The sequence below is a fragment of the Sphingopyxis witflariensis genome, from assembly GCF_002205635.1.
In the GTDB taxonomy this organism is placed as follows: domain Bacteria; phylum Pseudomonadota; class Alphaproteobacteria; order Sphingomonadales; family Sphingomonadaceae; genus Sphingopyxis; species Sphingopyxis witflariensis.
The window spans coordinates 1-15778 of the sequence record NZ_NISJ01000003.1; the positions used below are offsets into that span (position 1 = coordinate 1).

At 63.5% G+C, this 15778-nt stretch carries 9 protein-coding genes; 6 read left to right on the forward strand and 3 right to left on the reverse strand.

Translation table 11 applies throughout. The annotated features are described in order from the left end of the window. The first annotated feature begins 196 nt into the window (after positions 1–196). Positions 197–4816, forward strand: coding sequence for an autotransporter outer membrane beta-barrel domain-containing protein (locus CDQ91_RS06575; RefSeq protein ID WP_088471950.1), 4620 nt, complete (start codon positions 197–199; stop codon positions 4814–4816). Between the two features lie 92 nt (positions 4817–4908). On the opposite strand, the gene CDQ91_RS06580 is transcribed toward CDQ91_RS06575, so the two are convergent. From CDQ91_RS06580 to CDQ91_RS06590, 3 genes are all read right to left on the reverse strand, one after another. Next, positions 4909–5826, reverse strand: coding sequence for a M14 family metallopeptidase (locus CDQ91_RS06580; protein WP_088471951.1), 918 nt, complete (start codon positions 5824–5826; stop codon positions 4909–4911). Positions 5827–5874: 48 nt separating this feature from the next. Continuing rightward, the gene (locus tag CDQ91_RS06585) at positions 5875–6966 is read right to left on the reverse strand and encodes a dipeptide epimerase (protein WP_088471952.1); all 1092 of its coding nucleotides are present in this window, start codon (positions 6964–6966) and stop codon (positions 5875–5877) included. Positions 6967–7068: 102 nt separating this feature from the next. Beyond that, positions 7069–8004, reverse strand: coding sequence for a MurR/RpiR family transcriptional regulator (locus CDQ91_RS06590; protein WP_088471953.1), 936 nt, complete (start codon positions 8002–8004; stop codon positions 7069–7071). A 196-nt stretch (positions 8005–8200) separates the two neighbouring features. Here CDQ91_RS06590 and CDQ91_RS06595 point away from each other — a divergent pair, with 196 nt between their 5' ends. From CDQ91_RS06595 to CDQ91_RS06615, 5 genes are read left to right on the forward strand one after another with little or no spacing between them, the layout of a single operon-like run. Beyond that, a complete protein-coding gene (locus tag CDQ91_RS06595; RefSeq protein WP_237245854.1) occupies positions 8201–10303 on the forward strand; it encodes a TonB-dependent siderophore receptor in 2103 nt (700 codons plus the stop codon). A gap of 39 nt (positions 10304–10342) precedes the next feature. Continuing rightward, positions 10343–11830: an amidohydrolase family protein gene (locus tag CDQ91_RS06600; RefSeq protein WP_088471955.1), complete on the forward strand. Its 1488-nt coding sequence runs from the start codon at positions 10343–10345 to the stop codon at positions 11828–11830. After that, entirely contained in the window at positions 11827–12846 is a 1020-nt protein-coding gene (locus CDQ91_RS06605) for an N-acetyltransferase DgcN family protein (RefSeq protein WP_088471956.1), read from the forward strand. Before CDQ91_RS06600 ends, CDQ91_RS06605 begins: the two co-directional genes overlap by 4 nt. After that, positions 12843–14453 carry a serine hydrolase domain-containing protein gene (locus CDQ91_RS06610; protein WP_237245855.1) on the forward strand — a complete coding sequence of 537 codons (1611 nt, stop codon included), beginning with the start codon at positions 12843–12845 and terminating at the stop codon, positions 14451–14453. Before CDQ91_RS06605 ends, CDQ91_RS06610 begins: the two co-directional genes overlap by 4 nt. Continuing rightward, positions 14450–15775, forward strand: coding sequence for an erythromycin esterase family protein (locus tag CDQ91_RS06615; protein WP_237245856.1), 1326 nt, complete (start codon positions 14450–14452; stop codon positions 15773–15775). Before CDQ91_RS06610 ends, CDQ91_RS06615 begins: the two co-directional genes overlap by 4 nt. The last annotated feature ends 3 nt before the right edge of the window (positions 15776–15778 follow it).

The window sequence follows — 15778 nt, forward strand, 5'->3', positions numbered from 1 at the left end:
GCACAACCTCCGCTTCACGCAGCTTGCCAATAATCTCTTCCGGGCGATGCTTCTTGCTCGGCATTCATAATCTCCTTCGTAATCCAAAATATCATCAATTTTGGACCACTCAGAAGGGGGCAGATCAACCGCCAATGGGAGGATTGATGCCCGGTTCGGGATCGATGCCGAGAATTTCGGGACCGGATCGACTTCGGTGACGACGGTTGGCTCGGTGAATGCGACGACCGGCAACGGCATTTTTGCGCAGACGAGCGGTGGCGATGCCACGGTTCTCGCGGGTGATGTGACCTCGACCGGCAACACCGCGATCGTCGCGCAACAGACGAGCGCTGCAGGTTCGGGCGCGATTAGCGTGGTCGCTGGCAATGTGTCGGGGACGACGGGTATCATTGCGAACAATAGCGGCACTGGCGATGTGGGTATTCTTGGCAACGGGACGATAACCGGAACCTTCGCCGAGGGCATCAAGGCGACCGGCAACGATGGGGTGACTGTCGTGGCCAACGACATAGTGACCGGCGCGACGCGCGGGCTCAGCCTCATTGGCGGCACCGGCGGGGCCGGCGATATATTGGTGACGGGCACGGGAGGATTTGTCGGCGGGACCGGCGATGCAGCGAACATCCTCAATAATGGCAACGGCACGGCAACGGTCGACATCTCTGGCGCGAGCAGTTCGGCGGCTGGCGAAGGCATCTTCGTTCGCGACACGGCAGCGGGCGGCGATATCAGCGTCACCACCGGTGCGGTCACCGCGCTGGCGGGCGGCAAGGATGCGATCGACGTTCAGACGCAATCTGCGACGGCCGATGTGACGATCGTTGCGAATGGCGACATCGCGGCGGGCAACGCCGGGATCGTCGGCGCGATCTTCCCGGCCGCGGGCACCGGCAATATCGACGTGACTGCCAATGGTGCGATCGATGCCCGGTTCGGGATCGATGCCGAGAATTTCGGCACCGGCAGCACGTCGGTCGCCACAGTGGGTCCGGTAACCGCGACGACGGGAAATGCTATCTTCGCGCTGTCGACGGGCGGCGATGTCACCGTAATTGCAGGCGATGTCGGTTCCGACAGCAATACCGCCGTCATTGCGCGGCAGACCAGCGCCGCGGGTGCGGGCGTGATCGACGTGACCGTCGGCACGACATCGGGCACGACCGGCGTCGAGGCGACTAACAGCGGGACCGGTGCGACCAATGTCACCGCCACCGGCGCGGTGACGGGGACGTTCGCTGAAGGCATCAGGGCAACCGGCAATGACGCGGTGACTGTCAAGGTCGCCGACACGGTGACCGGTGCGACCACCGGGTTGCTGCTGACCGGCGGGACCAGCGGCGCGGGCGACATCAGCGTTACGGGCGCGGGCGGTTTTGCCGGCGGGACGGGCAATGCGGCGACGATCCAGAACAACGGCTCGGGCAATGTGCTGGTCGACATATCCGGCGCAAGCGCGTCGACCGACGGTGAAGGCATTACGGTTCGCGATATGGCTGCAGGTGGCAATGTCAGCGTGACGACGGGCGCGGTGACCGCGCTGGCGGGCGGCAAGGATGCGATCGACGTTCAGACGCAGTCGACGACAGCGGATATTAAGATCGTTGCGAATGGCGATATTGCGGCGGGCAACGCCGGGATCGTCGGCGCGATCTTCCCGGCCGGGGGCACAGGCAATATCGACGTGACTGCCAATGGCGCGATCGACGCGCGGTTCGGGATTGATGCCGAGAACTTCGGCCGCGGCAACACGTCGGTGACCACGGTCGGACCGGTGACAGCGACGACGGGTAACGGCATCTTCGCGCTTTCGACAGGCGGCGATGTCACCGTGATCACGGGCGATGTGAGCGCGGTGAGCAATACGGCGATCGTTGCGCAGCAGACGAATGCGGCGGGGTCGGGTGCGATCATCGTTGGCACGGGTGGCAATGTGTCGGGGACGACGGGTATCGTTGCGGACAATAGTGGTACCGGCGCGGCGGGCGTTATTGCCTTTGGCTCGGTCACCGGGACGGCGGCCGAAGGCATCAAGGCGACCGGCAATAATGCGGTGAACGTGAGCATCGCCGACACGGTGACCGGCGCAACGCGCGGCCTGAGCTTGATCGGTGGCACCGGCGGGACTGGGAATATATCGGTGACTGGCATTGCCGGCTTCGTCGGCGGGACCGGCGACGCAGCAAACATCCTCAACAACGGCAGTGGCACAGTTACCGTCAATATCAGCGGTGCGAGCAGTTCGACGGCGGGTGAAGGAATCCTCGTTCGCGACACGGCAGCGGGTGGAGATATATCTGTAACAACTGGCGCGGTGGCTGCGCTGGCGGGCGGCAAGGATGCGATCGATGTCCAGACGCAGTCACTGACTGCTGACATGACGATCATTGCCAACGGCGACCTGCAGGCAGGCAATGCCGGGATTGTTGCGGCGATCTTCCCGGCTGGAAGTACGGGCAATATCGCGGTGACCGCGAACGGCGCGATCGATGCGCGATTCGGCATCGATGCCGAGAATTTCGGGACGGGATCGACGACGGTAACGACGGTCGGCCCGGTCACCGCGACGACCGGCAACGGCATCTTTGCGCAGACGAGTGGCGGCAATATTGCCGTGACTGCGGGCAATGTGACGTCCGCCACGATGACAGCGGTTGTGGCGCAGAATATCCTGGTGGCGGCCAACAGTGGTACGATCGATGTTACCTTGACCGCAGGGCGCACCTTGATTGCCAACACACCGGCGGCGTTCGGCATCTATACCGACAGCGGCCAGTCGACGGGCACCACGACGATCAACGTCAACGGCAAGATCAACGCCGGCGCGGCGGGGGTTCGCAGTCTTTCAACTGTCGGCAACATCATCACCAACGTCGCCGCGACCGGCGCGATCGACCCGCTGGTCGGGATCGACCAGACGACCGTTTCGGGCGCGCTGACCGTCAACAATGCCGGTCTGGTCGAAGGCGATGATGTCGGGGTGCGGCTGACCTCGACGGGGGCGGGCGCGGCGGGAGCGCTCACGGTCAATCAGATGGGTACGGGTACCATCCGGGGTGCGATCGGCGTCGATCTCGCCAGCGTTGACGCGGCGCTCGCGGTGACCAACGCCGGGCTCATCACGGGCACAACCGGTATTCGTCTGACCCCGACGGGCACCGGCAATGGCACGATTACCAATAGCGGGACGATCACCGGTAGCGGCAATGCCGTGCTGGCGACGCTCAATAATGGCAGCTTCACGCTGACCAATACGGGCATATTGAACGGCGCGGTCAATGTGACCGGATCGAATGTCGCGACCTCGACGATGACCAATGCGGCGGGCGGCACGGCGAATTTCGGTGCGGGCGCATCCAGCTTCTCCGGAAGCTTCGTCAATGCCGGTACGGCCAATATCGGCGCCGGGGGGACGGTTCTGTTCCTCGGCAACACCAATAATATGAATCGGATCAATTTTGTCGGCGCCGGATCCTTCACCACCAATGGCTTGATGACCAACGGCGGGATCATCAATGCCCAAAATGGTCTGACGGGCAATATCGTCACGGTCGGTGGCAATTATGTGGGCGGTGGCCAGTTCTTTGCTGACTATAACACCGGCACGATGACTGCTGACCGGCTGAATATTGCGGGTTCGGCTTCGGGCACGACCAATGTGACGCTGAACCGCGTCGGCGGGACCAACCTCATCGCGGGCGGCTTCCTGCCGGTCGTGACGGTTGCCGGGGCTGCGGCGGATAATAGCTTCACTTCGAATACGATTTTCGGTGGGGGGCTCCTTGTCGAAAGCTTCGGCCGCAACCCGGCCAACGCCACCCAGTTTGGCCTGCTTCAGGGGATTAATCCGTCGGCGGCGACATTGGGCAGCCTGAGCTTTGTGGCCGAGGCGGCATCGATGCTGATCGACGAGCCGATCAGCCCCTATGTCACGGCGCGAAGCGATCCGGCGGCGGGCGACAAGCGTTTCGGTTTGTGGATGCGCGGCGCCAGCGGCCACACGAAGCAGGCGATCGCGGCGACGCTGACCGGCGGCGGGTTCACGATCAATCCGGCCGGTGACGTGCGGACCGAGCATCAGGCGATCCAGATGGGTGCCGACCTCGGCCTTCTCAACATGGGTGGCAACGGCTGGAATGTTCATGTGGGCATCACCGGCGGCTGGTATGATGGTGCGGCCAGTCCGTCGGTTACCGAAAGGCTGGCCGTGGATACCAGCTTCGTCGGCGGCTATGTCGCGATCAGCAACGGGGCGTTGACGATCGACGCCCAGATCCGCCGCGAATGGCGCGACTATGATCTGGTTCTGCCGACGGTCTTTGGCGCGACGAAGCAGGAGGTCGATGGCAAGGCCACCGCCGGATCGGTCCACGCATCCTATCGCTTTGGTGGCCAAAGCGGGTTCGCCGCGACGCCGTTCCTTGGGTTCAACTATGCCGACAGCCGGATCGACGATCTGACGATCGATGCGAACAGCATCTACTCGCCGGGCAGCGACAAGACCAAGGTTGGTCGGGCGGGCCTGCGGCTGTCCTATCGTGCCGGCAGCGTGGACCAGATCCAGATTGAACCTTTCGCCAGCGCCGCGTGGATGAAGAACTGGTCGCGCGACGATGCCGGGAACTTCGCCTTCGGCGCTCCAGCGACGAACTTCTCGCTGGCGACGACGACGTGGGACGATGCGCAGCGCTATTCGGTCGGCCTCATGGGCCATGCGCGGGGAGGGCGTGTGTCGGCCTTCATTGTTGGAAATATCGACGATGGCTCGGGTTTCAGCGCCTTCACGGTCAATGGCGGGATCCGGTTCAACTTCTGACCGAGCGACCCTTTGCGGCGGCCTTTATGGTGCGGTCCGGTGTTCTTGCACCGGACCGGCCTGAGTCGGGGGCGGCGTTCCCAATTCCGAGGTCAAGATTCTAGTGCGAAGTCCAGCGCAGCGCACACGGTTGCCACCTGCGCCCGAACACATTCGGCCGGCGTCGTGCGCGGGCTGTCCGGATAGACTTCGGTGGTGGTCGTGTAACGCGCGCCCGTGATCGAACAGCATAGCGCCAGCTTTTTCATCGGATATTCGATGACGCCATGTGCAATGACGGTCGAACCGATGATCTCGCCCTTCGCATCCGCAGGGGCGATGTGGGTGACCTGTTCGACCGCAGCGATGATCGACCGATGAAATTCGGGCTGCGGATTTTCGCTGTCGTCGACCAGGTAGAAACCGTCGGGAATGACATCGGTCTCATAGGCTTTGCCGTCGCGCGCGGCCAGCGCGGGACCAAACTCGCTGGCGTCGCTATCGGTCGTCTCGTGCAGGTCGACATGCACCAGGAACGGGCCCTGCACCGATCCGACAAGCTCGATCAGCGCGGTGGCTTCGCGCGCCGGCCCATCGGCACGAAAATTCCGGTTGGGGTCGATGGCGTCATAGTTCCAGCGATTGATGCGCTCATACGCCCATGGGCTGACGCAAGGCGCGACCAGCAGATTGATTTTGCCAGCGTAATCCGCAGCGCAGGTTTCGAGAAAATCGAGCGCGCCGAGGACACCGCTGGTTTCATATCCGTGTACGCCGCCGGTCACCAGCGCGGTGGGGAGCGCGGGATCAAAATGTCGGTCGCGCAGTGCGAACAATGTGTAGCGTTCCCCGGCATAGTCGAGCTGGCCATAAGCGATCTTCTCATAGCGATCGGCCAAAGCGTCGATACGCGGTACGACGTCCACATCATAGCGGCGCAAGCGCGATTGCCGGTCTCGCCATTGCGCGAGCTCTGCCTCACCCCATGGCTGGCCGAAAGTCCCCACCGGATAGACGCTGGAATTGATCATCTGATTATCACTCGTTCATTGCGGACATTGGTCGCGATATCGCGGTCGCTAGCTCAGAGCGGATGGAAAGTGTACCCTTTGCTGTCCGCTTCCCCACAGCGCAGCGGGGCAATCCATATATCCGTTCCCATATATCGCGCCCGGTGCGCAATCGGCCTTGAGGAAGATCGGGCCGTCGAGATCGACGATCTTGCAAAATTGCCCGAGCAGCCAAGCGGGCGCCATCGCGAGCGACGTGCCGAGCATATTGCCGACCATCACCTCAAGCCCCAGCGCTCGCGCGCGTTGCGCGAGACGCAGCCCGTCGGTGAGGCCGCCGCACTTGTCGAGCTTGATATTGACGACCCGATACAGATGAGCGAGCCGGTCGAGGTCGGCGATCGTCTGGATGCTCTCGTCCGCGGCGAGCGCCATCGGCAGGTCGAAACCGGCGAGCGCGTCGTCGGCGCCGATCGCGAAGGGCTGTTCAACCAATTGGACGCCGGCGGCGCGGAGGGCAGGGACCAGATGCCGCAATGTCGCGGGGGTCAGGCTGCGATTGGCGTCGATGGCCAGCCACACATCTGGCCGCGCCGCGCGCACCGCCGCAATCCGGCGGTCATCCTCTTCGTCGCCGCACAGCTTGATCTTGATCGCCCGGGCGTCGGCATAGCCAGCCGCTTGTGCCGCCATCCTTCCGGGAGCGACGCAGCCGATGGTATAGGTTGTGAGCAGCGGCCCCGGCGGCGCCATGCCGAGCAGGCTCCAGACCGGCGTTCCCATGCGCTGCGCTTGCAGATCCCATAGCGCGCAGTCGAAGGCGTTGCGCGCACCTCCGGCAGGGAAAAGCTGCGCCAGCCGCGCGTGATCGACCCCTTGCGCGATCGCTGGCCGCACATCGGCCAGCCTTTGCGCGATAAGGGAAGGCGTGTCGTCCAGATAGAAAACCCCTGCGGCTTCGCCGCGCCCGACACAGCCATCGGCCTCAAGGTGCAGCACAACCGTCTCGATATGGTGAAAGACATGGTCGCTGATACGGAAGGGCTCCCGAAGCGGAAGCCGCGCGACCTCCACCTCGATACGCGGCGCGCAGGGCTCGAGCGCGGCGAGCGCGGTGTCGAGATCGATCGAATCAAGCGCGGCTGGAGGAGCTTCGGTCATGCCAAATGGGCTATCGGAGCGTAATTTTTCTGTCTATGAATTTTAAAGATATAAAACTGTCATATTCATCACTTTGATCGAAGACGATTTTTCGCGATGCGATCAAGACATTTTGGGGCGAGGCGGCTGGTGCCCCGCATAGCCGGTGAAGGTCTGATGGAGGCGGGTGAGCTTTTCGAGTCGCTGTTCGACTCGCGTCCCGATTGCCTTAATCACGCTGTTCACCATCAGATTGACCGCGCACACCAGCGCTACGGGCGAGCTCCAGAACAATCCTGTCTGCGTTGGCACCGCCAGCACATGCGGGGTGAAGCGCCCAGCCCAGTCGCAGAACAGGTCGGTCAGGACGATCAACGGAACGCCGTGCAGGCTCGCCTGTTCGGCGATCAGATAGGATTGCCGCGAGTAACGGCGGATATCGATGACGACGAGGCAACTGTCCTCTTCGTCGCTCGCGAACACATCGGCATAATTTCCGGCGCTCAGATCGACGAGCCGCACCCCGTCGCGCATGAACTGCAAATGGTTGGCGAGCAGCATCGCAATGCCGCGCTCGGTCTGGAAGCCTGCGATCTGCACGGTGCGCGATTTGGCGAGAAGTTCGACCGCGGCAGCCCATTGCGGCGTTTCGGCAAGGCGATAGACGGCGAGGAGCGATTTCATCTCGCGCTGGATATTGGTTTCGCCGTCGTCCGATCCGTCGGCGGATTCGACAAACTCCAGCAGTTCGTCGCCGATCAGCCAGGGGAAGCCTTCTTCGCTGCTATCCTTGAGTTCATTCTTCAATGCCTTGAAATTGCGATACCCCAGCTTGCGGGCAAAGCGGCCGATAGTGATTTCACTGACCCCGACCTTTTCGGCCAGCGACATCGCGGTTTCAAAGGCGAGCGTGGCGTAATGCGCCAGCATATAGGCGGCAACCGCACGGTCGGCCGAGGAATAGCTCTCCAGATCATTTTGCAGCCGCTGCAACAGCGGGACATTGGGGATCGCGGGGCGCTCGGCGAGTGGGGCTGAGCCATGCTGGCTATCATTCATGGGAGGCTCTTTCCTCTCAGATTTGTTAGTTAATCATGCAAAACTATCAATTGACAGAAATATATCAACCCTATTCTAATCGGGTGGTGATCGGTCTTCCCGAACGACGGTGGAGGCCGCGGGATTTCCGAATGTGTTGAGGGGATATGCGATGAACAGGCTTGGGCAGGATGGAGGCTTCGGAAGCGACATGCGGATGGGCCGCAGGCGCCATCTGCTGGTCGTGGGCGCGTTCGCGTTGCAGGTGGGGCTGTTGGCCGGACCTGCGCAGGCGCAGGAAGCCGAGCCTGCCGCCGATGGCGATGCGATCGTCGTTAGCGGCTATCGCTATCTGAGCGAAGACACCAGCGGTACCACCGGCCTGCCGCTGTCGCTTGAGAAAGTGCCCCAGTCGATCACGCTGATCAGCGAGGATTTTCTGGAGGCCACCGACGCCAGGACGCTGGGCGACGTCGCGCAATATACGCCGGGCGCCCTGTTCGACGGAAATCCAGGCGGAACATCGTCGGTCATCAAGCTGCGCGGCTTTGCGGCCGGCAACGCAATCGACGGATTGAATGTCGGCGCGCTCGACTATGAACCCGACTTTGCGACGCTCGAACGCCTTGAAATCGTCAAGGGACCGACGTCGGTGGTGTATGGCGCGGCCAATCCGGGCGGCATCATCAACCAGGTGACGAAGCGCGCGCGTGCGGGGACGCTGTCGCATATCGAACTGCTCGGCGGCTCGTGGGACCGCTGGCGTATCGAAGGCCAGCTTGCGGGCGCGCTCAACGCCGCAGAGACAGTCCATGTTATCGGCATCGCCGTTCATGAGGAGGGCGACAGTTTCATGCAGCGCGTCGGTTCGGCCAAGACGGTGCTTTACGCGGGCATCGATGCCGACCTGTCGGCCGGGCTGACCGGATATATCCACGGCGGATATGAGCGCTATCGGCGCACTTCGTTCGACGGCATTCCGACGCTGCCTGATGGGTCGCCCGCACCGGTTGGCCGGTCCTTCTTCATCGGGTCGGGCGATTTCGAACTGGTGACGCCGGTGGTTCGCGTGAATGGCGGTCTCGACTGGGAGGCGTCATCGGCGCTCTCGGTCAGTCTCAAGGTCAATTATCTCCGCTCGAACACGACCGGCGAGAGCGGTTTTGGATATGACCTGCAGCCGAACGGCGATTTCCTGATTGCGGTCAACAAGATCACCAAAAGCACGACAGAGGCGTTCAGCGCCGGGCTGTCGGGCGTTTACAAGTTCGACGATCTCGGGCTGGCCGACAGCTTCATCACCGTCGCGGCCAATTATCAGGATTATGAGACGCAGCAGGCGGGTACGATCCCGGATATGCCGCAGGGCGACGTCGCCAACATCTTCGATGGCGTCGACGCGATCGAAGCGCTTTTCAATAGCCGCACCTATCCGGGCTTCGACTATGGCCTGAACCGTCGGCTTCGCTATTTCACCCTGTCGACGCAGGCGAGCATCAAGGTGGCCGAGCCGCTGACCCTGCTCGGCGGCATTTCATGGGCCAAGCCCGATGTCAGCAAGCAGTCGGGCACCGGTCCCTGGCAGGATTTCAGCGGCGACAGCCAGACCAGCCTGCGCCTCGCGGCGTCGCTGGAGCCTGTGAAGGGGCTGAATTTTTACGCATCGTATAGCGAATCCTTCCAGCCGCAGCTCTTCATCGATGCGGTCGGCGACGTCCTGCCGCCGCTTGCCGGCGAGCAATATGAGGTGGGGGTCAAATATGTATCGCCCGACCGGCGGATTCTTTTGACCGCCGCGCTTTTCGACGTCCGGCAGGCCAATCAGGCACGGTATGACCAGACCATCGACCTGATCGACCGCTATGCCCCGGTGGGCAAAGTCCGCCATCGCGGGTTCGAAATGCAGGCGGTGGGCGAGATTACAAAAGGCTGGCAGGTCAATGCCGGTCTGGCCATTCTCGATCCGACGATCCGCGAGGATGATGATACGACACTGATCGGCAAGACGTTGACCTTCCTGCCGAAGAGCACGGCGAGCATCTACACCAGCTATGAATTCGGCGGCGGCGCATTCGTCGGCGGCGGCATCCGCTATGTCGGATCGGTGAAGACCGACTTCGACCGCGCGACGCGCGATATCGCCTCTTATACGCTGGTCGATGCGTCGGCGGGTTATGATTTCGAGCGCTTCCGCGTGCAGCTCAACATCAAGAATCTCTTCGACAAGCATTATTTCGTGAACAATTATCAGACGCTTTTCTATGGCAATGTCGTGGGCGAACCGCGCAGCGTGACAATTTCGCTGCGCGCGAACTTCTGACGGTTCGTGGTACGCGCGTCCGATGAAAAGCGAACTGCCATGACGCCGCGGCGGGCGATCATCCTGCTGACGGCGGCGCTGGCGGGGCTTCCCGCCGCGGCGCGGGCCGAACCCGTTCACGACATCGTTTTTGTCGGTGCGCGCGCGATCGATCCCGAAACCGGGCTCGATGGGATCCGCAACATCGCGGTCAACGGCGACCGCGTCGTTGCGGTGGTCGAGACACCGCTCAGGGGAAAACGGACGATCGACGCGCGCGGGCTGGTCGCGGCGCCGGGCTTCATCGACCTTCATTCGCACGCAACGACACTCGACGCGGCGCGCTATCAGGTGAAAGACGGGGTCACGACGCGGCTCGAGCTGGAGATCGGCACCTGGCCGGTGTCGGCCTGGTACGCGGCCAAGCAGGGGCAGGAGCTTCTGAATTACGGGACAAGCGTCGGTCACACCCCCGTCCGTTATTATGTCCAGAAGGGCGAGGGCGCCACGGGCCTCGCGGCGCTGCGCGATCCGATGGAGAAATTCGGGGCGCCCGAGGCCGGCCAGCCAATCTCCGATGCGGCCTCCGCGCGGCTGTTGCAGTTGCTCGAACAGGGGGTAAGCGAGGGAGCGATCGGGATCGGCAGCGGCACCCAATATGCGGCGGGGATCAGCCACAAGGAAATGCTGGGCGTCACCCGCGTCGCCGTGAACACACAAAGCTGCCTCTTCACCCATATCCGTCACGGCAGCCTCGTCGAGCCCGACAGCACATTGGAAGCGGTTCAGGAAAATATCGCGAACGCTGCGATCACCGGCGCCTGCGTCCATATCGCGCATATCAACAGCATGGCGATGTCCGACGCGCCGATGATGGCGGCGCTCATCCGCGATGCGCGCGCGCGCGGCGTCGATGTCTCGACCGAAACCTATCCATGGGGCGGATCGGTTGATGCGATCCGCAGCCATTTCTTTGATCCCGGCTGGGAAAAGCGCTGGGGCGTCAGCGTCGGCGACCTCCAGTCGCGTGTCAGTGGAAAGCGGCTGACACAGGCCGAATTCGATGCGCTGCGGTCGGGCACCTCCGATGATGGCGTCATCATGCATATGAACAGCGAGGCGACCCTTGCCGCGCTGCTCTCCGATCCGACCGTCATCGTCGCGAGCGATGGCGGCCGTATCGAGGGACCGAACGGCCATCCGCGTTCGGCGGGCAGCTTCGCCCGCGTGCTTGGCCATTATGTGCGCGAGACGAAGGCACTCACCCTGAACGAGGCGATCTGCAAGATGACGCTGATGCCGGCGCAGCGATTGCAAAACTTCGTCCCCGCAATGGCGCGCAAGGGGCGGCTGCAGCCCGGCGCCGATGCCGATATCGTCCTGTTCGATCCCGCGACGGTGGGCACCAAAGCGACCTATGGCGACGCCGCGCACATGTCGGACGGCTTTCGCTATGTGATGGTCAACGGCGTGCTGGTGGTCGACGGCGGCGTGCTGGTCGAAGGCGTGCGGCCCGGACGACCAGTCGCTTCGAGGATCAAGCCATGAGCGATATGATCGACGTGCCGCAACCCTATCTGCTTTTCCTCGGCGACGCCGATGATACGACCTACCTCAAGACCGGCCTTGGTCTGCGCGACTGGGCGCCCGCCCTCTGTCTTGCCGAACATAAATGTGACGGCGCCGCCGCTTCGCTCGGTCTCCCCGCAATGCATCCGCGCGAGGCCCGTGCCGCGGGCGCTCGCTCGCTGGTGCTCGCGGCGGCGTCGATCGGCGGGGCGATCCGTCCGGGATGGATTCCCTATCTGGTCGAAGCGCTCGAGGCCGGACTCGATATCGTCAGCGGCGCGCATGATCGCCTATCGGACGATCCGTTGTTGAAACGTGTTGCCCAAGCGAAAGGCCGCCGCCTGATCGATGTGCGGACCCCGCCGCCGGGACTGCCGATCGCAACGGGACGGCGACGGAACGGCAAGCGCCTCCTGACCGTCGGCACCGATTGCGCGCTGGGCAAGAAATATACCGCGCTCGCGCTCGCCGAAGCCTTTCGCGCGCGCGGCCTCGCTGCCGACTTTCGCGCGACCGGGCAGACGGGAATCATTATCGCGGGATCGGGCATTCCGATTGATGCCGTGGTCAGTGATTTCGTCGCGGGCGCGGCCGAGGCGCTCAGCCCCGACGCCGACCCCGCGCATTGGGACGTGATCGAGGGGCAGGGCTCGCTATTCCACCCCTCCTATGCCGGTGTGTCGCTCGGGCTGTTGCACGGGTCGCAGCCCGACGTGCTGGTGCTGTGCCACGCACATGGGCGCCAGCGCATTGTTGGTCTGCCCGATTATCCGCTGCCATCGATCGGCCGCGCGATAGAACTCACGCTGGAACAGGCGCGGCTTACCAACCCGCAGGTGCGCTGTGCCGGGGTGTCGCTCAACACCGCAGGACTTTCTACCGAAGAGGCGGCTGTTGCCATCATCGCGTTGTCGCACGAGTGGGGCGTAGCGGTTGCCGACCCGATGCGGCCGGGAGCGGCGTTCGACCAGCTGGTGGAGGCGTGTTTGGCATGATCCGCCTGCTCCTCGCGCTGTCATTGATCCTCGGCTTCGGCACGGCAGCGGCCGCGCAGACCACCATCCCACAATCGGCGCTCGACGATGTGCAGGCGATTGTCGAAGCGGCGCCGGGGGATATCGGCCTCGTCGTTGCGGTGACCGATCGCGACCGCATGCGGTTCGTCGCAACGCGTGGCTATGCCGACATCGCGCGCAAGCAGCCGGTGACCCCCGACACCCGCTTCGCGATCGGATCGATCTCCAAATCCTTCACGGCGATTGCGTTGATGCAGATGGCCGATGAGGGGCGCTTCGATCCCGACGCGCCGATCACGCGCTACCTTCCCGATTTTCACCCGCACTCGAAGTTCGCGCCGATCACCGGCCACGCGCTGCTGACGCACACCTCGGGGCTCCCCAATTATCTCGCGCACGTCGCCTCGATGCGCTTCCTGATCGTGGCGCTCGGCGATTTCGAGCCGCGTTATGCTCCCGGCGAACATTTTTGGTACTTAAACACCGGCTACCAATTGCTCGGCTATACCGCCGAAGCGATCGATGGCCGGCCCTTTCCATTGATCCTCCAGAAACGCGTGCTGGACCCGCTGGGGATGACGGCCACCGCGCCGCAGCTCGACGACCGGCTGCGCGGCCGGATCGCGACCAGCTATGTGCGCGCGCCCGACGGCACCTATGTCGAGGCGCCATGGTTCGACTATCTGTCGGCCGATGGCGCGATCGTCTCGAACGCCGCCGACATGGGGGCCTATGCGCGCATGTTGCTTGCGCGCGGCAAGGCGCCGGACGGGCGGCTGATCTCTTCGCGCGCTTTCGGCCGCTTCGCGACTGCGGTGCGTGACGATTATGGCTATGGCATCGATGTCCTCGATGGCGGCGGGGTGCTCGCTCACAGCGGATCGATCGCGGGTTTTCAGGCCTATCTGGTCGCGCACCTCGACGAAGGTTTCGCGGTGACTTTCCTCAGCAATGGCCCGCTCGACAAGGCGCTACGCGAACGCATCGTTGCGCGTCTGTCGAAGGCGAAGGCAAGGGGGGCCGCACCGCCGACAGCCGCATGGCCCGATGCGGAAAGCTTTGCCGGGCGCTTCATTGCGGCCGACGGGCGCGAACTGGTTTTCGAGACCGATGGCTCGGGCGGCCTTATGCTTGCTGAGCATGACGCGCCCTTACAACTGGCGCGCTTGGGGAAGCAGAGCTGGGGCCTATATCTTACGCCGAAGGGGCCGCGCGCCTTCCTCTTCTTCCGCGACGCGGCAGGCATCGTGACCGATATGTCCGAAGGGGCTGCGGGTTACGCCAGACAAGGTAGCGAACGTCCGCTGGCGGAGGCGTCCGCCGCCTATCGTGCGCTCGTTGGACGCTATGCGGCGCATGGCGAGGAAGGACCCGGCGTGCGCATCTTCGTGCGCGGTGGCCAGCTGGCCATGGCTTATGCCGACGCCAGCCTGGCAACGCCGCTGATCGAGGAGGCGCCCGGCCGGTTCCGTTTTGCCAAGCCAGAACATGCGCCCGAATGGCTCGCTTTCGACACGGTCATCGGCGGCCAGACGCAGCGCCTGACCTTCAGCGGTGTGCCGCTGTACCGGATCGACCTGCCGTGAGGTTTGATCTGCGACTGGCCGGTTTTGCTTGTGCGATGATGATTGCGGCACCTGCGGATGCTGTCGATGACAGTGGCTTTGTCGACTGGGCGCGTGCGAACGCGGTCGAGTTTCCCGCCTGCGATAACTTGTCGCAACCACCGGCATTGGAAGCACTGGCGACGACTGTCGGCGACGCCCGCATCGTCGCGCTCGGCGAGCCGACACACGGCGCGCATGAACCGCTGGCGTTCCGTAACTGTCTGTTCCGCTATCTCGTCGAAGAACAGGGCTTCACCGCGATCGCGCTCGAAACTGGCTTGAATGAATCGCGCCGCCTTTACGATTATGCAGCAGGCGGCGAAGGCGAGGCGCGCGACGTCGCGCGGCGCGGCTTCACCTGGGGCTTTTGGCGCTATCCCCAGAATATCGAACTGCTCGACTGGATACGCCGCTATAATTTGGACCCGGCGCATCCCCGCAAGATCCGCCTTTATGGCATCGACCTGAGCGGCGGCGACAGCAGCGGCCTGTGGAAAAACGCACGAGCGACAATTGACGATAGCCTTGCCTATTTATCGCATGCCGCGCCGGATCAATCCGGGCGTGTGCGCCGGGGCGTGCAGCCATTCCTGCACCGGTTCGATGTCCCCGGCTATAGCGCGATGCCGGCCGGCGATCGGGCGCGGCTGCGATCGGCGATCGCCGATCTGATCGCCTTCTTCGACCGGAATCGCCGGTCTTTGGTCGCCGCATCGTCGCAGGCCGATTTTGATTGGGCGCGTCAGAATGCCGTTGGCGCACGTCAGCTTGCGGCCCTGTTCGACGTGTCGGGATTACCGAACGCGGACGGCACCTTATCGCCGGGCGACTATAGGGCCGACGCCGCGCGCGATGCCGCAATGGCGGCCAATGCCGGCTGGGCGCTGGAGCGTGAGGGACCACAGGGCCGGATATTGGTCTTTGCGCACAATGGTCATGTCATGAACGCCCGCACCCGCGGCGGTATCTGGTCGGTCTATGCGCAGGCCCCCGCCGCCATGGGCGAGCATCTGCGCGCGGGGCTGGGCAGACAGCTTTTGATCATGGCGATCAGCGGCGGATCGACCCGGCCGGAAACATCCCGCCCGCCCAAATCGGCGAGCCTCGATGCCGCGCTGGCGAGGGTTGGCCCCGAGCATTTCCTGATTGATTTCAGGCGCGCGGGAAAGGCGACACCGGCGGCAAACTGGCTGGCGCAGACTCAATCGCTGCGGGTCAATTCCGACACCGAAAATCTGGTCGTCCCGGCGGCGGCCTTCGACGCGATGCTATATTTCCATCGCTTGACGCCCGCGACCTAGGTC